The organism is Streptosporangium lutulentum (genome assembly GCF_030811455.1).
Classification (GTDB): Bacteria; Actinomycetota; Actinomycetes; order Streptosporangiales; family Streptosporangiaceae; genus Streptosporangium; species Streptosporangium lutulentum.
In genome coordinates this window covers 6708621-6727876 of the sequence record NZ_JAUSQU010000001.1, presented here as the reverse complement: position 1 = coordinate 6727876, position 19256 = coordinate 6708621, and the positions used below count along the sequence as shown (strand labels likewise).

Sequence of the window (19256 nt, the reverse complement as noted above, 5' to 3'; positions counted from 1 at the left end):
TTCACCAGGTACGGCAACCTCGGCGCGCGGGTTGGAGAACCAACAAAATAGACAGGTGGAAGGACCAACAAAGTAGATCGGCCGCCTGCGCACGGTTCTTCGTCACATACTGAGACGCTACATAAGCGCTATGTGACCGACGAGGGGCGCGGCGGTGACGAGAACGATCCTCCAGCGAGTCCGCACGGAGCTCGGCAGCGAGAGCGCCGGCGAGATCACGAGGGAAGAGACCGGCCAGTCCGACGTGGACGTCAGCGTGATCGTGCCCGTCCACAACTGCAGGTCCTATCTGGACCGATGCCTGACGTCCCTGCTGATCCAGCGGGTCAGCCTGGAGGTCGTCGTCGTGGACGACGGCTCCACCGACGGCAGCGCCGAACTGCTCGACCTCTACGCCTCCTGCCATCGAGGCGTCGTCCGCGTCATCCGGCAGGGGCATTCCGGCGGAGCCGGTCGCCCGCGCAACGTCGGGCTCTCCCATGCCCGCGGCAGATACGTGTTCTTCTGCGACGCGGACGACTATCTCGGTTCCGAGGCGCTGGAGCGGATGCTCGCGATGGCCGACCGCAACGGCTCGGACATGGTTCTCGGGAAGATCGTGGGGCACGGCCGCAAGGCGCCGGCCTCGATGTTCCGCGAGAGCGCCGATCAGGTGCCGCTCGAAGACAGCTCGGTCTACAACAGCCTGAGCTGCTTCAAGCTGTTCCGCAAGGAGATGCTGGAGCGGCACGCCATCCGCTTCGACGAGACCATGCTCGTGGGCGAGGACCTCATCTTCACCACCCACGCCTACTGCCACGCGGACGTGATCTCGGTGGTCGCCGACTACGACTGCTACCACCTGGTCGCCCGGCCCGACGGCACCAGCATCATGCAGCGGCAGGGGAGCCGCGACCCGGTCTCCTGGCTCCAGATGATCAAGCGGCCGATCGAGCTGATGGTCGAGCACGTGCAGCCCGGCACGCTCCGCGACCATCTCCTGCGGCGCCACTTCCGGATGGACGCCTTCGGCAGCCTCGGCAAGCCCTTCCTGGAGGCGGGGTCCGTCCAGCGCAAGGAGATCGTCGCCGAGGTGACCGACATGTGCGAGCGGTGGCTGACCGACGGGGTCCGCGCCCGGCTCCCCGCGATCGACCGGAGCCGGATCGCCGCGCTTGAGGACATCGACCGGCTGGTACGGCTGGCGCACATCGAGTCTGCGGTGGTCCGCCGGGAGCTCACCGGGCTCCGATGGGAGCGGGAGGGACGGCTGACCGTCTCCGGCAGGGTCGCGCTGAGCACGCTGGATCAGGGCGACCGCCCGGAGATCGTCGGCGGCGCCCTCGCCCTGGTGCTGCGGCGCCGGCCCGGCGGCGCCGGGCCGCTCGCCGACCTCGCCGACTCCGTGACGGACGTCGTGGTCCCCGTGACCGGCGACTGCGAGGAGTTCACCGGAATCATCGATGTCGCCGAGCTGTCCTCGGGCGTCTGGGACGTCTACGTGAGCGTCGAGTTCGAGGGCGTTCCCCGCCTCGCGCGGCTTGGCGCCGACCGGGACGGGCGGATCGCCCAGCCGGTGGCCCACATGGTCGGCGACGTGGTCGTCCTCCCGTACTTCACCCGGCCCTACGGCAATCTCAGCCTCGACATCGGCGGTTACGTGGTCGGCGTCCCCGGCGGGGTGCGGTTGGCGCGCACCCGCTGGACGGCGGGGAACAGATTGGTGCTCGACGGCAGGGTCACGGTGGGCGCCGCCACTCCGGCGACGCGCGCCGTACGGCATCTGGTGTGGCGGGAGCGGGAGTCCGGGCGGGAGCGGCGCGTGCCGGTCACGGTCAGGGCGGGCGGCGCGTTCACCATCCGGCAGGCGATGAGCCGGCTGGGATCCGGCACCTGGGACGCCTACCTGGAGCTTGACCTGGGAGGGCCGCCCGCGCGCTTCCGGATCGAGGCGACGGCGGAGACGATCGTGCCGCCGCGCACGTGGTGGAGGGGCCTGGCCAGGTGGAGCGTCAGGCCCTATGCCACGGCGGGGAAGGGGCGGCTCAGCACGGTGGTCCGCACTTTCGGCCCCAGGACGTTCCTGCGGCGGCTGCTCCGTTAACCTTCCAGCCATCCCGTCGTTAATGCCAATCTGTTGCAACAACAAGCCCATGGCCTAAAGTGGGGTCGATTCCGCACTTCGGAGGCTTGTCGTGCACGTACCCGATGGTTTCTTCAACGTTGCCGTCTCCCTCTCGGCGGGAGCAGTCGCCGCGGCCGGCGTCGCGGTCTGCCTGCGTGGCGCACGACGCGAGCTCGACGACCGCACCGCCCCCATGGCGGGCCTGGTCGCCGCCTTCATCTTCGCCGTCCAGATGCTCAACTTCCCGGTCGCCGCGGGCACGAGCGGTCACCTCCTCGGCGGCGCGCTCGCCGCGATACTCGTCGGGCCGTACACGGCCGTGTTGTGCGTGGCCGTGGTCCTGCTCGTGCAGGGCTTCTTCTTCGCGGACGGCGGCCTGACCGCCCTGGGCGTCAACATCACGCTCATGGGCATCGTCGCGATCGTGGTCGCGTGGTTCGTCTTCCGCCTGATCACCCGGGCCCTGCACAGCAGGGCCGCCGTCGTGGGAGCCTCGTTCGTCGCCGCCCTGCTCTCGGTGCCCGCCGCGGCGCTGGCGTTCAGCCTGCTGTTCTGGATCGGCGGCACCGCGCCCATCGACGTCGGCACGGTCGCGATGGCCATGGGCGGGGTGCACGTGCTCATCGGCATCGGCGAGGGCCTGATCACGGCGGTCACCGTCAGCACCGTGCTGGCGATCCGGCCCGACCTGGTGTACGGCGCGCGCGGTCTGGTCGCGCCGCTGGTCCTGCGCGGCGCCGACGGCGACGTCACGGTGGCGGGGAGGTCCCCGGCCCCGGTGGCGGCGGCCTCGCACCGCCGCGGCTGGTTCCTGCCGGCGGGCATCGCGGTGGCGGCGCTGCTCGCGGGCCTCGTCAGCTTCTACGCCTCCTCCTCGCCCGACGGCCTGGAGCGGGTCGCCCAGGACAAGGGTTTCATCGGCCAGGCCACCGACCACGCGCTGGGTGAGCAGCCGCTCGCCGACTACGGCGACGCGGGAGGCGTCCCGGTCGGCGTGGCCGGTCTGATCGGCGTCGGGGTGACCCTGGCCGCCGGCGGCGGGCTGTTCCTCGTGGTGCGTCGCCGTACCGGCAAGGAACAGGCGACCGTCTAGTGGGCGCGGGTCATCACCATCAGCTCTACCGGGCCGGCGACACGCTGATCCACCGGTTGCCGCCCCAGTGCAAGCTGGCGGCGGTGGCCGGATTCGCGCTGGTGGTGGTGGCCACCCCGCGCGAATGGTTCTGGGCCTTCGGGCTCTACGTCCTGCTCCTGGCCGCCGTCGCGCTGACCGCGCGGATCCCGGCCGGTTTCGTGCTGCGGCGGATGGTGGTCGAGATCCCCTTCGTGGTCTTCGCGGTGGCGATCCCGTTCATCGGGCTCGGCGAGCGCGTGTCCTTCCTGGGGATGTCGCTCAGCGCCGCGGGCCTGTGGGCCGCCTGGAACATCCTGGCCAAGGCCACCCTGGGCGTGGTCGCGAGCATCCTGCTGGCGGCCACCACCGAGCCCCGGCTGATGTTGCTGGGCGCGCAGCGGCTGAAGCTGCCGCCGCTGCTGGTGCAGATCGCGATGTTCATGCTCCGCTACATGGACGTGATCCTGGACGAGATGCGCCGGATGCGGGTGGCCAGGGAGTCACGGGGATTCGCGGCCAGGGACGTACGGCACATCCCGGTGATCGCCAAGTCGGCCGGGGCGCTGTTCATCCGCTCCTACGAGCGGGGCGAGCGGGTGCACCTGGCGATGCTCAGCCGCGGCTACACCGGCTCGTTGCCGATCATCCAGGACCTGTCCGCGTCTTCGCGGCAGTGGCTCATCGCGGGTATGTTGCCTGGCGCGGCGCTCGTGGCGCTGCTCGGGACCTGGGGGCTGCTGGCATGACACCTTCGCTGGAGGTGAGCCGTCTCGCGTACGCCTATCCGGACGGCACGCAGGCGTTGTTCGGAGTGGACTTCGCGATCGGGCGCGGGGAGCGGGTCGCGCTGCTCGGCCCGAACGGCGCGGGCAAGACGACGCTGGTGATGCACCTCAACGGCATCCTGACCGCCGGGCACGGCACGGTGACCGTGGCCGGGCTGCCGGTCGCCAAGAACTCGCTCAAGGAGATCCGCAGGCGGGTCGGGCTCGTCTTCCAGGACCCCGACGACCAGCTCTTCATGCCGACCGTCCGCGAGGACGTGGCCTTCGGCCCGGCCAACCTCGGGATCGGGGGCGAGGAGCTGGAACGCCGGGTCAAGGACGCGCTGGATCGCGTGGGCATGCTGGAGACGATCGACCGGCCCCCGCATCACCTGTCCTTCGGCCAGCGCCGCCGGGTGGCGGTGGCGACCGTGCTGGCCATGGAGCCGGAGATCCTGGTGCTGGACGAGCCGTCGTCGAATCTCGACCCGGCCTCCCGGCGCGAGCTCGCCGAGGTTCTGAGGGGCCTCGACGTGACCGTCCTGATGGTCACCCACGACCTGCCCTACGCGCTGGAGCTGTGTGATCGCGCGCTCATCCTCTCCGGCGGGGTGATCGCCGCCGACGGGCCGACCCGGAGAATCCTCTCCGACGCCGACCTTCTCGCCGCCCACAGGCTGGAGCTGCCGTACGGCTTCGCCCCGCCCTGAGGGAATTCCTGGTAAAGGATCATGAATGATCGTAGAGTTGCATGACCTCGCACGCCATGTCGGCGACGTAAAGTAGGTCTGCCCCATGGGCGCGAGGAGGACTGATGAAACTACGGTTGGCTCGCCGCGCTGTTGGTGACGCCGTGGTGGTGGCCATCGAGGGTGAGCTCGACCTCTTCACCGCCCCCTTCCTGCGCGACGAGGTCCGTGACGCCATCAAGCTCGACGGCGCCTGGCTGGTCCTCGACCTCACAGCCCTGTCCTTCATGGACTCCAGCGGCCTGTCCGTGCTGATCGAGGCCTGGCGGCTGGCCACCGGGGAGGGCGGAGGGGTCTCCCTGGCCGCGCCCCAGGCGCCCGTCGCGCGGATCCTGCGGACGACGGGACTTGACCGGCGGATAAAGGTTTATCCCGACGTCGGCAGCGCCATCGGGGGAAATTTAGCCCACCCCGAGTAGAACTTCATTCGGTCTCCGCGTTAAAGTCCGCTCATGGACCTGAACGGAGCAGCAGCAATCATCTCGGGCGGTGCCAGCGGCCTCGGCGAGGCCACGGCCCGCGACCTCGCCGCGCACGGTGTCACCGTCGTCATCGCCGACCTCAACGAGGAGCGCGGCAAGTCTCTCGCCGACGAGCTCGGCGGGGTCTTCGTCAAGACCGACGTGTCAGACGAGGAGCAGGTGCAGGCGGCCGTGGACGCGGCGGTGGCGACCGGCAAGCCGCTGCGCGTCGTGGTGAACAGCGCGGGCATCGGCTGGGCGACCCGGACGGTGAACCGCGACGGCTCGCCTCACGACCTGGCCTCCTACCGCAAGGTCATCGAGGTCAACCTGATCGGCACCTTCAACCTCATGCGCATCGGCGCCGCGGCCGTCGCCAAGACCGAGCCGATCGACGCGGACGGCCAGCGCGGCGTGGTGATCAACACCGCGTCGGTGGCGGCGCTGGAGGGCCAGACCGGCCAGGTGGCCTACTCGGCGTCCAAGGGCGGCATCGTCGGCATGACCCTCCCGGCCGCGCGTGACCTGGCCGCGGTCGGCATCCGCGTCAACACCATCTGCCCGGGCATCATCGACACCCCGATCTACGGCTTCTCGCCCAACGCGGAGGAGTTCAAGGCCAAGCTCGTGGCCCCGGTGGTCTTCCCCAAGCGCATGGGACAGGCCTCGGAGTTCGCGCAGCTGGTGCGCTCCCTGATCGAGAACGACTACATGAACGCCGAGACGGTCCGTTTCGACGGCGGCATCCGCTTCCAGCCCAAGTAGGAGTCATCCGGTGTCCGACGCGTCCGGCAATTCCACACCCCCCTCTGAAGCCGCTGCAGCCGCTGAGACCGCTGAAGTCCTGGTCGAGGTGGACGGCGGCGTCGCCGTCATCACGATCAACCGGCCCCGGGCCAGAAACGCCGTCAACGGCGCGGTCGCCCGGGGCATCGCCGCGGCACTGGACGAACTGGAGGAGCGCAAGGACGTCTCCGCCTACGTCCTCACCGGCGCCGGTGGCACGTTCTCCTCGGGCATGGACCTGAAGGGGTTCCTGAGCGGGGACTTCCCGGTCGTGAAAGGCAGGGGTTTCGGCGGCATCACCGAGGCGCCGCCGAAGAAGCCGATCATCGCCGCCGTCGAGGGCTACGCCCTGGCCGGCGGTTGTGAGCTGGCGCTGGCCTGCGACATCATCATCGCCTCCGAGGAGGCCAAGTTCGGGCTGCCCGAGCCCAAGCGCGGCCTGGTCGCGGGGGCGGGCGGTGTGATGCGGCTGCCGCAGCGCATTCCGTACCACATCGCCATGGAGATCGCCCTGACCGGTGATCACTTCCCGGCCTCCCGGCTGTACGAGCTCGGCCTGGTCAACCACGTCACGCCCGCGGGCGAGGCGCTGGCCAGGGCACTCGAACTGGCGAAGAAGATCGCGGCGAACGCTCCGCTGGCGCTCGCCGCGACCAAGCGCGTGATCGTCGAGTCCGCCGACTGGAGCAGGGACGAGATGTTCGCGAAGCAAGGAGAGATCATCAGTCCGGTGTTCGGCTCCAAGGACGCGATGGAGGGTGCGGCGGCCTTCGCCGAGAAGCGCGCCCCCCAGTGGAAGGGTGAGTAGCCCTTCCGGTTCCTCTTCGTTTTTTCTCCGTACCGGGCGCGATCCGTGGGGTCGCGCCCGGCGCGTTCACGGCCAGGAGTGCGTACGGTAAAGGTGTGGGCGCCTTCGGCAGGGGCACTTGACGTCCACGTGACGGCTCCGAGGCCAGGAGAGCGAATGAACGACCACGTGACCGGCACGACCCCGGCGACCCGTTCCTCCGGCGAGGACCTCAAGCGCAGGGTCGGCAGCCTGGCCGCGGGGGCCGCGGGGGCCGCGGTCCTCAGCATCCTGCTGGTCTCCGCCATGTGGGTGATCGAGGTCGCCGACTACGTGATGCCCGGGGAGTTCGACGTCTACGGCATCAAGCCCTGGGATCCGGAGGGGCTGGGCGGCATCTTCCTCGCCCCCTTCCTGCACGCGGGCTTCGAGCACCTGATGGCCAACTCCCTGCCCCTGCTCATCCTCGGTTTCCTCGCCGCGCTGCGCGGGATCGTCCGGTTCCTGGGCGCCAGCCTGATCATCATCGTGGTCAGCGGCCTGGGCATCTGGTTCACCAGCACGCCGGGGGCTCTCACGGTCGGCGCGAGCGGGCTGGTGTTCGGCTACTTCGGCTTCGTCGTCGCCCGCGGCCTGTTCGACCACCGCGCCCTCGACATCGTGATCGGCGTCGGCGTCGCCGTCGCCTACTACTCGATCGTCTGGGGCGTGCTCCCGGGTCAGCCCGGCATCTCCTGGCAGGGCCACCTGTTCGGGCTGTTCGGCGGGGTGATGGCGGCCTGGTTCCTGCGCCGCAGGCGCCGGGCGGAAATCCTCGCCTGACCGTCCGGGCATCCGGCAGGTCTGACCGTCCGGGCATCCGGCGGGTCCGGGCGTCGCCCGGTGGATCCAGGGATCGATCCAGGGATTATCGTCGGTTCGGAGGATTGCTCGCAGGAGGGGCCGATACGCGTGAGCGACGAGATTCCGACCGACGCCACGGCGAACGGCGCCGTGGCGGCAAGCGTCACGACAGCCGCCGGGGAGGCGGCAGGCGGGCTTTCAGGGCCGCACAGGGAGCCTCGTGTGGTGGTCCGGCGCGCGCTTCCCACCGACCCCGCCGTACGGGCGTCGGCGTCGCTCTTCATGACCGAGTCGGCGAAGCAGGGCGTCCGCCCGGGTCGCCGCATGCTCTACGTCGGCGCCGAACCGGCCGCCGACCACATCGCCTCCGCCCTGCGCGTCGAACCGGGCACGGATGTCCTCGCCCGCCGGAAGCTGCTGCTCGCCGACGACGTGCCCGTGCGGATCGCCACCAGTTACCTCCGCCTCGACCTCTTCGGCGGCACCCCCGTCGCCGCCCCGGATTTCGTGAGGCCGAGCCTGCAGGCCGGGATCGAGGCCCTCGGTCACCGCTTCGGCCATGCGGAGGAGCACCTCATCGCCCGCCGTCCCACCGGGTTCGAGGCTGAGACACTGCTGCTCGACCCCGGTGAGTGGGTCGTGCAGATCCTGCGGGCCGGCTACTCCGACGACGGCATCCCCGTGCACGTCCTGGAAACGATCTGCGCCGCCTCCCGTCACATCTTCCCCATCGTCCAGGTCGCCGGCGCCGACGAGTTCTGAGGGAACGAGAGCCTCCTGGGGGTCGATCGCGCGGGAGGTGGCTCCTGGGTCGAGATCACCTATGGCCGCATCGAGGTATTTAAGTGACAATGTGGTCAAAGCTGATGGTGTGAACCTGCCTGGCCTCGTGCCCGTACACGTTCCGCAAGGGCCACCACCGCCGGGCGCGACCCTCGAAAGGTGGCGCAGGTGAACCTGGGATCCCTGGAACGCGCGATCATGGATGTGCTGTGGGGTTGTGAGGAACCGGTACTGGTTCGCCAGCTGCAGGTCATGCTGAACGAGCGCGCCGAGCGTCCGCTCGCCTACACCACGGTCCAGACGGTCGCCGAGCGCCTGGTCCGCAAGGGCCTGCTGATCAGGGCACCCTCGAATCACGCCTTCCGCAACGCCTTCCGCTACACCGCCAGCCGCTCCCGCGACGAGCACGTCGCCGGGCTGATGCTCGACGCCCTGGCCGGCAGCCCCGACCGGGCTCCCGTGCTCTCCGAGTTCGCGCAGAAGGTGGACCTGGACGACGCCCTGCGGCTGCTGCACGAGCTGGCGCGCCGGGCCGGTGAGCAGACCGTGTCCGGCCAGGATCAGGACAGGTTGCCGCAGCCCCTGTCCTGATTCCTACAAATGTAGGAAAGGGTGGCTGAAGTCCCGTCGTTCACCCGATGTGCCGGGCGTCGTTTGCGACCTAACGTCGTATTGCCGATACCGCCGACGACACACGACGGATGGCAGCGGCCTGCCTGCCGTCTGCCTGCTCACCAGGAGATCCACTGATGCCCCGTGCCCTCGCATCCCGCCCATGGGTGCCTTCTGTCACCGAGGATCGAATCCGGCTCGTCTCGAAGACGGTGACCGATCAGGCCGTCCCCTCGATCGAGACCGAGATCGAGCGACTGGTGGCCGAGAACCACCGGATCCACGACGTCGAGTGCGTCAACCTGAACCCGGCCACGAATGTCATGAACCCGCGGGCCGAGGCACTGCTGTCGGCGAATCTCGGCTCACGCCCGTCTCTGGGTTATCCGGGTGAGAAGTACGAGATGGGCCTGGAGGCGATCGAGCAGATCGAGATCATCGCCGCCGAGCTGGCCGGGGAGGTCTTCGGCGCGAGCTACGTCGAGGTGCGCGTCGGTTCGGGGGCGCTCGCCAACCTCTACGCGTTCATGGCCACCTGCGTGCCCGGTGACACGATCATCGCCCCGCCGGCGAGCATCGGCGGCCACGTGACCCACCACGGGCAGGGCGCGGCCGGCATGTACGGGCTGAACACCGTCGCCGCCCCGGTCGAGGCGGACGGCTACACGGTGGACGTCGACGCCCTGCGGTCGCTCGCCGAGGAGACGCGGCCGAAGCTGATCACGATCGGCGGCAGCCTCAACCTCTTCCACCACCCCATCGCGCGGATCCGGGAGATCGCCGACTCCGTCGGCGCGCTCGTGCTCTTCGACGCGGCGCACCTGTGCGGCGTGATCGCCGGAAAGACCTGGCCGCAGCCTCTCGACGAGGGGGCCCATCTGATGAGCATGAGCACGTACAAGAGCCTGGGAGGGCCGGCGGGCGGGCTCGTCGTCACCAACGACGCCGGGCTGGCCGAGCGTCTCGACGCGATCGCCTACCCCGGTCTGACGGCCAACTTCGACGCGGGCAAGACCGCGGCGCTCGCCATGACGATGCTCGACTGGAAGGCCGCGGGACCGGCGTACGCGCAGATGATGATCGCCACGGCGCGACGGCTGGCGGCCGAGCTGCTCGCCCTCGACGTCCCGGTCTTCGCCGCCGATCGCGGCTGCACCCTGTCCCACCAGTTCGCGGTCATGGCCCATGGGTACGGCGGAGGCCAGCGGGCCGCCCGGCGGCTGAGGCGGGCGAACCTGCTCGCCTGCGGCATCGGCCTGCCCGCCGAGCCGATCGACGGTGACGTGAACGGGCTGCGCATCGGCACCCCCGAGATCGTCCGGCTCGGGATGACCGAGGCGGACATGCCCGCCCTGGCCTCGTTCGTCGCCCGCGGCCTGGATCCGTCCGTCGACCCCGGCGTCGTGGCGTCCGAGGTGACCGAGTGGCGGAGCGGGTTCTCCGGCGTGCACTTCACCGCGGATCAGCCCGTCTGAACCGGATCGGGCCGCGCGCGGCGACCGTACGGAGGGGCAGGATGACCGGCCCCTCCGTACGGCGGCGGAGATCAGAGCCGCTCGACCACGTAGTCGACGCAGTGCGTCAGGGCCTCGATGTCGCTCGGGTCGACGGCCGGGAACATCGCGACGCGGAGCTGGTTGCGGCCGAGCTTGCGGTAGGGCTCGGTGTCCACGATGCCGTTGGCGCGCAGGACCTTGGAGACCTGGGCGGCGTCCACACTGTCGGCGAAGTCGATCGTGCCGACCACGTTGGAGCGGAACTCCGGCCCGGCGAACGGCGTGGCGTAGGAGCTCTTGTCGGCCCATGTGTAGAGGCGCTGGGCCGAGTCGGCGGTGCGGGCGGTGGTCCAGGCCAGGCCGCCGTTGCCGTTCATCCACTCGATCTGGTCGGCGAGCAGGAACAGCGTCGCGACCGACGGGGTGTTGTAGGTCTGGTCCTTGCCGGAGTTGTCGATCGCCACCGGCAGGCTGAAGAACTCGGGAACGTAGCGCCCGCTCGCGGCGATCTCGTCCACCCTGGCCAGCGCGGCCGGGGACATCAGGGCGATCCACAGGCCGCCGTCGGAGGCGAAGCTCTTCTGCGGGGCGAAGTAGTAGACGTCGAACTCGGAGGCCTCGACGGGCAGGCCGCCGGCGCCGGAGGTGGCGTCGACCAGGACGAGCGAGCCCTCCTCGCCGACGCGCCTGATCGGCATCGCGACGCCGGTCGAGGTCTCGTTGTGGGTGAGCGCGTAGACGTCGACGCCCTCCTCCAGGCGGGCCTCGGGGTGAGTGCCGACCTCCGACTTGATCACGGTCGGGTCGCCCAGCCACGGGGCCTTCGCCGCCACGGAGGCGAACTTGGAGGAGAACTCGCCGAAGTGCAGGTGCTGCGACCTCTCACGGATGAGCCCGAAGGAGGCGATGTCCCAGAACGCGGTGGTGCCGCCGTTGCCGAGGACGACCTCGTAGCCCTCGGGAAGGGAGAAAAGCTCTGACAGCCCCGCCCGGACGCGCCCGACGAGCGATTTCACCGGCTTCTGGCGGTGTGAGGTGCCCATCACGTCGGCTCCGGAGGCCGCGAGAGCCGAGAGCTGCTCGGGGCGCACCTTCGAGGGCCCGCAGCCGAAACGGCCGTCGACGGGCTTGATGTCAGAGGGAATCACGATGTCAGCCACCTGACCAGCCTACTGAGCTTGTGGATTGGTGCAGGACTGGGTCCGGATTTTGAGATGAAATCCGTGACGGGCCTTGACATCGGGCAGGCCCGGAACGCGAAACGGCTGCCGCGCGAGAAGATCGCGCGACAGCCGTACAGGACACGGATCAGAGGGCGTCGACGACCTCGGAGGCGCCGGGGACCTCGTTGACCGAGCGCTGCGGCGGGCCCACGTAGTCTGCGCTGGGGCGGACGAGCCTGCCCGTGCGCTTCTGCTCAAGAATGTGGGCCGCCCAGCCCGCGGTGCGAGCGCAGGTGAACATCGAAGTGAACATGTGAGGGGGAACTTCGGCGAAGTCCAGGATGACCGCGGCCCAGTACTCGACGTTGGTGGCGAGCACCCGGTCGGGCTTGCGGGCGTGCAACTCCTCCAGTGCGGCCTGCTCCAGTGCCGCGGCGACCTCGTAACGGGGGGCGTTGAGCTCCTTGGCGGTACGGCGGAGCACCCGTGCCCGGGGGTCTTCGGCACGGTAGACGCGGTGGCCGAAGCCCATGAGGCGCTGGCCCTTGTCGAGCTCCGTCTGGACGTACCGCTTGGCGTCGCCCATCTGCTCGACGCCTTCGATCATGTGCAGCACGCGGGCGGGGGCACCACCGTGCAGCGGTCCGGACATGGCGCCGACCGCACCGCTCATCGCCGCGGCGACGTCGGCGCCGGTGGAGGCGATGACCCGGGCGGTGAACGTGGAGGCGTTCATGCCGTGCTCGGCCGCGGAGGTCCAGTAGGCGTCGATGGCCTTGACGTGCTTGGGGTCGGGCTCGCCCCGCCAGCGGACCATGAACCGCTCGACGATGCTTTCGGCCTTGTCGACCTGGCTCTGCGAGACCATCGGCAGGCCGAGGCCGCGCGCCGACTGGGCGACGAAGCTGAGTGCGGTGACGCTGGCGCGCGCGAGGTCGTCGCGGGCCTGGTCCTCGTCGATGTCGAGCAGCTGGCGGAAGCCGTACGCGGGGGCCAGCATGGCCAGTGCGCTCTGCACGTCGACGCGGATGTCACCGGAGTGGACAGGAATGGGGTAAGGCTCGGCCGGGGGGAGACCCGGCTGGAACTTGTTGTCGACGAGCAGGCCCCACACGTGTCCGTAGGAGACACGGCCGACCAGCTCTTCGATGTCGACACCCCGATACCGCAGGGCGCCCCCTTCTTTGTCCGGTTCTGCGATCTCCGTCTCGAAAGCTACTACGCCTTCGAGCCCGGGTTTGAAGTCGGACATTCTCGGCTGCCTCCCTTTCTTGAAGTCAAAGCCTTGATGTCGAGATACCGGCGGGTCTTATTCAACCCCCTGGGCCGCGACGGTGTGCCGCCGGACCCTCTGAAGCGCGATTGCCCCAGGTGGGGGCCGCCGCGCATGTTTTCAGCCGGGCACGGGAGAATACCTTCCCGTGGATGCCACATCGAGACCGCCCTCGCTGGCGGGACTTCGCCGCACCTATCAAGGTCTGCCCCTGCTGGAGGCGGATCTCGCGCCCGACCCCGTGTCACAGTTCGCCTCCTGGTTCGGCGAGGCCGTGGACGCCGGGCTCCCCGAGCCGAACGCGATGGTGGTCGCGACCAGCTCCGCGGGCGGGCGTCCGACGGCCCGGACCGTGTTGCTCAAGGGGTACGACGAGAACGGGTTCGTCTTCTACACCAACTACGAGTCGCGCAAGGGCCGTGATCTCGCGGAGAACCCGCGGGCCGGTCTGCTGTTCCCCTGGCACTCCATCCGGCGCCAGGTCCGGGTGGACGGGCCGGTGGTACGGCTGTCGCGCGAGGAGTCGGCCGCCTACTTCAGGTCCCGTCCGTACGGTTCGCGGATCGGGGCCTGGGCGTCGCGGCAGTCCGCGGTCGTGCACTCCAGGGAGGAGCTGGACGCCCGCTACGAGGAACTGGCGGAGCGCTGGCCGGAGGATCCGCCCGTGCCGGACTTCTGGGGCGGATTCCGGGTGGTGCCGACGGAGGTGGAGTTCTGGCAGGGGCAGCTCGACCGCATGCACGACCGTCTCCGTTACCGCCGCTCCGGGGATTCGTGGATCATCGAGCGCCTGGCCCCGTGACACCCAAACCGCCCTTTTAGTGATATATCCACATATGTCTTGTCGGTGGGCGGAGGGAGCGGCGTGGGGTTCGGGGACTTCGTCCGGAGGCAGGGAGTGGACACCCGTCCGCTCGGCATCGCGGCCTACCGGCGGCTCTGGGCCGGCCAGGGTGTGTCGTTCATCGGCTTCCAGCTCACCTCGGTGGCGGTCAGCGCGCAGATCTACGACATCACCAAATCGTCCTTCTGGGTCGGCATGCTCGGCCCGGCCAACCTGATCCCTCTGATCATCTTCGGGCTCTGGGGCGGCGCGATCGCCGACGCGGTCGACCGGCGGAGGCTGCTTCTCGTCGGGGCGCTGATCGCCTGGAGCGCGACACTCGCGCTCCTGCTCCAGGCGGCCCTCGGCATGACGAACATCGGCCTGCTCATGGCGACCGTCGCCGTGCACGCCACCGGATTCGCCATCACCGGGCCGACCCGGGGCGCCATCATCCCCAGGCTGATCCCCGTCGATCTCGTACCGGCGGCCAACACTCTCAACTACCTGGTGAGCGGGGTCGGCAGCGCGCTCGGCCCGCTGATCGCCGGGGTCGTGCTCGCCCAGGGCGGTTTCACCTTCGCCTACCTGATCGACGCTGTGCTGTTCGGCGCGGGTTTCTACGCCGCGGTACGGCTGCCGCAGCTCAAGCCGATCGGCGAGGTGACCCGTCCCGGCCTGCGGTCGGTCGTGGACGGCCTGCGCTACGTCTCCGGGCACCCGATCGTGATGATGTCGTTCGTCGTGGACATCATCGCCATGGCGTTCGCGCTGCCCAGGGCGCTGTTCCCGGAGGTCGTGGCCGAGCGGTTCGGCGGTTCGCTGATCGCGTTCGGCTGGCTGTCGGCGAGCATGGCCATCGGTTCGGTGATCGGCGGCCTGATGTCGGGCTGGGTGGGCCGGGTCCAGCGCCAGGGCATGGCGCTCACGTATGTGATCGCCCTCTGGGGGCTGACCGTCGCCGCCGCCGGACTCGTGGGGCAGCTGTGGCTGATGGTGGCGCTGCTCGCGTTCGGCGGAGCGGCCGACCTGGTCTCCTCGGTGTGGCGGCAGACGATCCTGCAGACCCACGCGCCCGACGACATGCGAGGACGGATGCAGGGCGTGTTCATGGTTGTGGTCGCCGGAGGCCCCCGGCTGGGGGACCTGAGGGCGGGGGGAACGGCGTCCTGGTTCGGGGCCACGGGGGCGTGGGTGGGCGGCGGGATCGCGTGCGCGATCGTGGTGATCGCCGTCGGGATGAGCGTGCCGGCCTTCAGAAAATATCGTCCCGCGGTGCGGAGCCTTTGAGCGGCTTGGGAAGGATTCGAGCGCCTCGGATGTTGCCTTCTTTTGTCACCACAGGTGGTTCTCGCAATAGGGTACGGGGTCCGAGATCTTTCAGTTCAGCGCCGCCCCTCGGGAACGTCGCGCGATGGACGTAGCATCGAGAGAGGACGGGAGGAACCTTGACCGCACACGGTTTGATTGACACCACCGAGATGTACCTCCGGACGATTTTCGAATTGGAAGAGGAGGGCATCGTCCCCCTGCGAGCACGAATCGCCGAGCGGCTGCAGCAGAGCGGTCCGACCGTCAGCCAGACGGTCGCGCGGATGGAGCGCGACGGCCTGGTCCGGGTCGAGGGTGATCGCCACCTGACCATGACCGACCTGGGACGGACGCTCGCCACGCGCGTCATGCGCAAGCACCGCCTCGCTGAATGCCTGCTCACCGATGTGATCGGTCTTCCCTGGGAAGACGTGCACATCGAGGCGTGCCGCTGGGAGCACGTCATGTCCGAGTCCGTGGAGGCTCGGCTGGTCAGCCTGCTCAACAATCCCAAAGAGGACCCGCACGGCAACCCGATCCCCGGCCTTGAGGAGCTCGGCGTCGCGGACTGTCCCGAGACCAGGTGGGAGACCCTGCCGTCGATGGCCGCCCTGGCCGGACCCAGGGATATACCCGTTGTCGTTCGTCGAATTAGCGAACAAGTGCAAAGTGATCCGGCTGTGATGCTTAAACTCAAGCAAGTTGGGATACAACCCGGACGCGAGGTAATGCTCGCGGCGAGCGACGATGGTGTGCGGGTGACAGGTGACGACAAAGCGGACAATCATCTTGCGGAGCTTCCGCGAGACGTCGCCGCACATGTCTTCGTCTCCACACGCTGACCCAGGCCCCTCCGCTTGGTTGAATCCCCTGCGGGAGACCCTCCACTCCCCGGCCGAGACTGCAGCAGGAGCAACCGTGGTTCGCTTTGCGCATACCCGCCCGCGAGGGGCGGTCACCGGATGAAGCGGTGGGGGGATCTTTCCCAGGACGCCGCCGATCACCTTACGGCTGGTTCCGTCCTGGATCATGCCGAAATGGCGGTGGTTGTCACCGACAGGTTCAGCAATCTGCTCTATTGGAATCCGTTCGCGGAGAAGCTGTTCGGCCGCCCCGGAACCTCGGGACCCCGCGACCACTCGCTCTCCCTGGGCATCATGGAGAAGGACCATCCGCTCGCGGTCGAGCTCTCCAAGCACGTGCTCAAGGGCGGCGTCTGGGAGGGCACGTTCGACGTCAGGCGCGGAGACGGGACGATCATCTACGTCCGCGCCCAGGCCGTGCCGCTGCGCCACCCCTCCGGGTCGGTGACGGGCATCGTCATCACCGCCCGCGAGGCGATGCGCAGCAACGAGCGGGAGAAGGACCGATTCGGTCTGCTGGAGCGGATCGGCGAGCGCCTCGCCGGCTCCCTCTACGTCGAGGAGACGCTCAAGCGCGTCGCCGAGATGCTCGTCCCGCAGTTCGCCGACCACTGCTTCATCGAGCTGATGGAGAACGGACGGCTGTTCCGCAAGGTCTCCACCCACGTCCTGGGCTGGAGCCCGCCGCCCGACACCTGGGCGCCGCTCGGCGCGGAGATCTTCTACCCGACGGGTCACTACGCGGACATCGCGCTGCGCCGCCAGGAGACGATCCTCGTCGAGGACTTCTCCCAGACGAACTATCCCAGCCCCGGCGAACCCCAGACCCGGCTCTCCGCCGAGATCGGGCTGACCTCGGCCATCGTGGCGCCGCTGTGCGTGCGCGGCGAGACCCTCGGGCTGCTGTACCTGGGACTGTCGAACCTGACCGACCGGCGCAGCCCGCACTACGACGCCTTCGACCGCGACTTCGTCGGAGCCATCGCCACCCGGGTGGCGCTGGCGGTGGACAACGCGCTGCTGTTCGAGGAGGAGCGGCACACCGCGGAGTCCTTCCAGAAATACCTGCTGCCCAGGGCGCTCCCGCAGCTCGACGGGCTGGAGATCGCGGTCCGCTACTTCCCCGCCGCACCCCTGGCCAGTCACGGGCAGGGCATCCAGACCCAGGTCGGCGGCGACTGGTACGACGTCATCCCGCTGTCGGCGGGCCGGGTCGGCATCGTCATCGGCGACGTCGAGGGCCGGGGCGCCAAGGCCGCGGCCGTCATGGGGCAGCTGCGCGCCGCCCTGCGGGCCTTCGCCCAGGACGACAAGCCGCCCGCGGAGATCCTCGCCAGGCTCGACGAGTGGACGCGCATCATCGCCACCCCCGAGCAGGACGAGAGCGGCGCGGACATCAGCATCCCGCCCATCGTCACCTGCCAGTACCTCGTCTACGACGCCTGGTCGAGGCAGCTCTCGTTCGCCAACGCCGGTCACGCCCCGCCGTTGCTCCTCATCAAGGGCGTCTGCACCGAGCTCGACATCAAGGAGGTCGGCCAGCCGCTGGGCGTGCGCGCCAAGGGCCTCCACGCCGACCTGGTCTACAAGGAGGAGACCCGGACCCTTCCTCCGGGCGCCGCGCTGCTCCTCTACACCGACGGCCTCGTGGACCGGCGCCCCGTGCGTGACGCCGACGGCAGGAATCCCAACGACGAGGAGACCCTCGCGCTGCTCTGCGGCAAGCTCGTCGAGATCACCGACGCCGCGGCGGACGGCATCACGGTGGAGGGCATCGCGGACGCCGCGACGGGCGCGGTGCCCGGCGAGATCGACGACGACATGGCCATCCTGGTGGTCAGGTCCGCCTCCGACGATCTCCAGGTCGAGGAGCGCACCTTCCCCGCCCAGCCGATCATGGTCGGTGAGGCCCGCCGGATGGCGGCGGAGGCGTTCACGGACTGGGACGTCCCCGAGGAGCGCGCCGAGCTCGCCTGCCTGCTGGTCTCCGAGGTGGTCACGAACGTCGTGCTCCACGCCGCCACCGCCAGCATCCCGCGCCGGGAGCTGTCGATGGACGGCCCGCCGCTGCCGTTCGAGGAGTCGTGGGACGTCCCGGGCTTCGACGACGAGATCGCCAACGAGAAGGAGTTCACGCTCCGGATCCGCCGGGGCGGGGAATCCGTCTGGGTGGAGGTCTTCGACCAGGACCTGCGGCTTCCCCGCATCCGCAGCGCGGGGGAGAACGACGAGGGCGGACGCGGTCTCTACCTCGTCGACCAGCTCGCCAAGCGCTGGGGCTCGCGTCCGACCAAGGAGGGCAAGGCCGTCTGGTTCGAGATTCCCACCAAATCTCGCTGAGCCCGGCCCGTCTCGCGGCGTCCGGTCCGATGGGCCGGAGCCGTGCTCACCACGCCGGATCCGATCCGGCGTGGTGAGGCGGGAATCCTTTTTCACCAGGTCTCGCCGAGTTCGCCCGCGGAGAAGCCGGAACGGTCTCCGGTGAATCGCGCCGAGCTTGGCGGGGCAGGGCTGGAAGCGATCTCCGATCGGTGCTTGACTCGGTGACATGGAGCTGGCCTTCGAACGACGCGGGACCGGGGCTCCCCTGGTCCTGCTGCACGGCATCGGGCATCACTGGCAGGCATGGCTGCCGGTGCTCGACCGGCTCGCCGCCAGACGGGATGTGATCGCCGTGGACTTCCCCGGCTTCGGCGTCTCGCCGCCGTTGCCGCCTGGCACGCCGTACACGGCGGAAAGCCTCGCCGACGCGATCGAGTCCTTCTTCGACCTGCTCGGCCTGCGCGACCCCCACGTGGCGGGAAACTCCCTGGGCGGTTACGTCGCCCTTGAGCTGGCCTCGCGCGGATCGGTCCGTACGGCCACCGCACTGTCTCCCGCCGGGTTCTGGAGCCGGACCGAACTCGCGTACGCGCGAGCCGTCCTCAGGGCGATCAGGGCCTCGACCGACGCGATCTCTCCGGAGCGGGCGCTCGCCGTCGCGTCGAACCCCCTGGGCCGGATCGCCTTCTCAGGACTCCTGGTGGCCCATCCCTCCCGGCTCTCCCCGGAGGCGCTGCTCGCGGCCTCGCAGGCGATCAGGGAGGCTCAGGGCTTCGACGACACCCTCGACTCCTTCGAGTGGCTGATGCCCCCCGGCCCGCCGAAGGTGCCGATCACGATCGCCTGGGGCGAGCACGACCGTCTGCTGCTGCGGCGGCAGGCCGTACGGGCCGCCAGATGGTCGGGGCAGCGGGTGAAGCTGCTCAAGGGGTGCGGGCATGTGCCGATGAGCGACGATCCCGAGCTGGTCGCGAGCGTCCTTCTGGCCGCCTCGGAGTGAGG

At 69.5% G+C, this 19256-nt stretch carries 18 protein-coding genes; 16 read left to right on the top strand and 2 right to left on the bottom strand.

The genetic code is table 11. The annotated features are described in order from the left end of the window. The first annotated feature begins 154 nt into the window (after nt 1-154). From J2853_RS29805 to glyA, 11 genes are all read left to right on the top strand, one after another. Nucleotides 155-2083, top strand: a complete 1929-nt coding sequence (locus tag J2853_RS29805) for a glycosyltransferase family 2 protein (protein ID WP_307563725.1) — start codon at nt 155-157, stop codon at nt 2081-2083. 91 nt (nt 2084-2174) lie between these two features. Further along, a complete protein-coding gene (locus J2853_RS29800; protein WP_307563724.1) occupies nt 2175-3197 on the top strand; it encodes an energy-coupling factor ABC transporter permease in 1023 nt (340 codons plus the stop codon). Then, complete coding sequence (cbiQ, locus tag J2853_RS29795; protein ID WP_307563722.1) at nt 3197-3964, top strand: cobalt ECF transporter T component CbiQ; 768 nt, start codon at nt 3197-3199, stop codon at nt 3962-3964. The genes J2853_RS29800 and cbiQ overlap by 1 nt, the downstream gene beginning before the upstream one ends. After that, nucleotides 3961-4692 (top strand): energy-coupling factor ABC transporter ATP-binding protein, encoded by a 732-nt coding sequence (locus tag J2853_RS29790; RefSeq protein ID WP_307563720.1) that lies wholly within the window; start codon nt 3961-3963, stop codon nt 4690-4692. The genes cbiQ and J2853_RS29790 overlap by 4 nt, the downstream gene beginning before the upstream one ends. Before the next feature lie 104 nt (nt 4693-4796). Beyond that, nucleotides 4797-5150 carry an STAS domain-containing protein gene (locus tag J2853_RS29785; RefSeq protein ID WP_089211686.1) on the top strand — a complete coding sequence of 118 codons (354 nt, stop codon included), beginning with the start codon at nt 4797-4799 and terminating at the stop codon, nt 5148-5150. Nucleotides 5151-5183: 33 nt separating this feature from the next. After that, nucleotides 5184-5957, top strand: coding sequence for an SDR family NAD(P)-dependent oxidoreductase (locus tag J2853_RS29780; RefSeq protein WP_307563717.1), 774 nt, complete (start codon nt 5184-5186; stop codon nt 5955-5957). A 79-nt stretch (nt 5958-6036) separates the two neighbouring features. Further along, nucleotides 6037-6786: a crotonase/enoyl-CoA hydratase family protein gene (locus J2853_RS29775; protein WP_307568870.1), complete on the top strand. Its 750-nt coding sequence runs from the start codon at nt 6037-6039 to the stop codon at nt 6784-6786. A gap of 156 nt (nt 6787-6942) precedes the next feature. Then, complete coding sequence (locus J2853_RS29770; RefSeq protein ID WP_307563715.1) at nt 6943-7587, top strand: rhomboid family intramembrane serine protease; 645 nt, start codon at nt 6943-6945, stop codon at nt 7585-7587. A 129-nt stretch (nt 7588-7716) separates the two neighbouring features. Continuing rightward, on the top strand, nt 7717-8370 hold the full coding sequence (locus J2853_RS29765; protein ID WP_307563713.1) for a GntR family transcriptional regulator: 654 nt from the start codon (nt 7717-7719) through the stop codon (nt 8368-8370). A gap of 189 nt (nt 8371-8559) precedes the next feature. Continuing rightward, nucleotides 8560-8982 carry a BlaI/MecI/CopY family transcriptional regulator gene (locus J2853_RS29760; RefSeq protein ID WP_307563712.1) on the top strand — a complete coding sequence of 141 codons (423 nt, stop codon included), beginning with the start codon at nt 8560-8562 and terminating at the stop codon, nt 8980-8982. 158 nt (nt 8983-9140) lie between these two features. Then, on the top strand, nt 9141-10478 hold the full coding sequence (glyA, locus tag J2853_RS29755) for a serine hydroxymethyltransferase (protein ID WP_307563710.1): 1338 nt from the start codon (nt 9141-9143) through the stop codon (nt 10476-10478). Nucleotides 10479-10549: 71 nt separating this feature from the next. Here the strand turns inward: glyA and serC are convergent, their stop codons facing one another. After that, a complete protein-coding gene (gene serC / locus J2853_RS29750; RefSeq protein ID WP_307563708.1) occupies nt 10550-11659 on the bottom strand; it encodes a phosphoserine transaminase in 1110 nt (369 codons plus the stop codon). A 148-nt stretch (nt 11660-11807) separates the two neighbouring features. Continuing rightward, nucleotides 11808-12914, bottom strand: coding sequence for a citrate synthase 2 (locus J2853_RS29745; protein WP_307563706.1), 1107 nt, complete (start codon nt 12912-12914; stop codon nt 11808-11810). A 169-nt stretch (nt 12915-13083) separates the two neighbouring features. Here J2853_RS29745 and pdxH point away from each other — a divergent pair, with 169 nt between their 5' ends. From pdxH to J2853_RS29720, 5 genes are all read left to right on the top strand, one after another. Further along, complete coding sequence (pdxH, locus tag J2853_RS29740) at nt 13084-13737, top strand: pyridoxamine 5'-phosphate oxidase (RefSeq protein WP_307563704.1); 654 nt, start codon at nt 13084-13086, stop codon at nt 13735-13737. Nucleotides 13738-13800: 63 nt separating this feature from the next. Next, a complete protein-coding gene (locus J2853_RS29735) occupies nt 13801-15048 on the top strand; it encodes an MFS transporter (RefSeq protein WP_307563702.1) in 1248 nt (415 codons plus the stop codon). Between the two features lie 158 nt (nt 15049-15206). Beyond that, the gene (locus tag J2853_RS29730; protein ID WP_307563700.1) at nt 15207-15911 is read left to right on the top strand and encodes an iron-dependent transcriptional repressor DtxR; all 705 of its coding nucleotides are present in this window, start codon (nt 15207-15209) and stop codon (nt 15909-15911) included. Between the two features lie 120 nt (nt 15912-16031). Next, nucleotides 16032-18272, top strand: a complete 2241-nt coding sequence (locus J2853_RS29725; protein ID WP_307563699.1) for an ATP-binding SpoIIE family protein phosphatase — start codon at nt 16032-16034, stop codon at nt 18270-18272. 208 nt (nt 18273-18480) lie between these two features. After that, nucleotides 18481-19254, top strand: coding sequence for an alpha/beta fold hydrolase (locus J2853_RS29720; RefSeq protein WP_307563696.1), 774 nt, complete (start codon nt 18481-18483; stop codon nt 19252-19254). Nucleotides 19255-19256 lie beyond the last annotated feature (2 nt).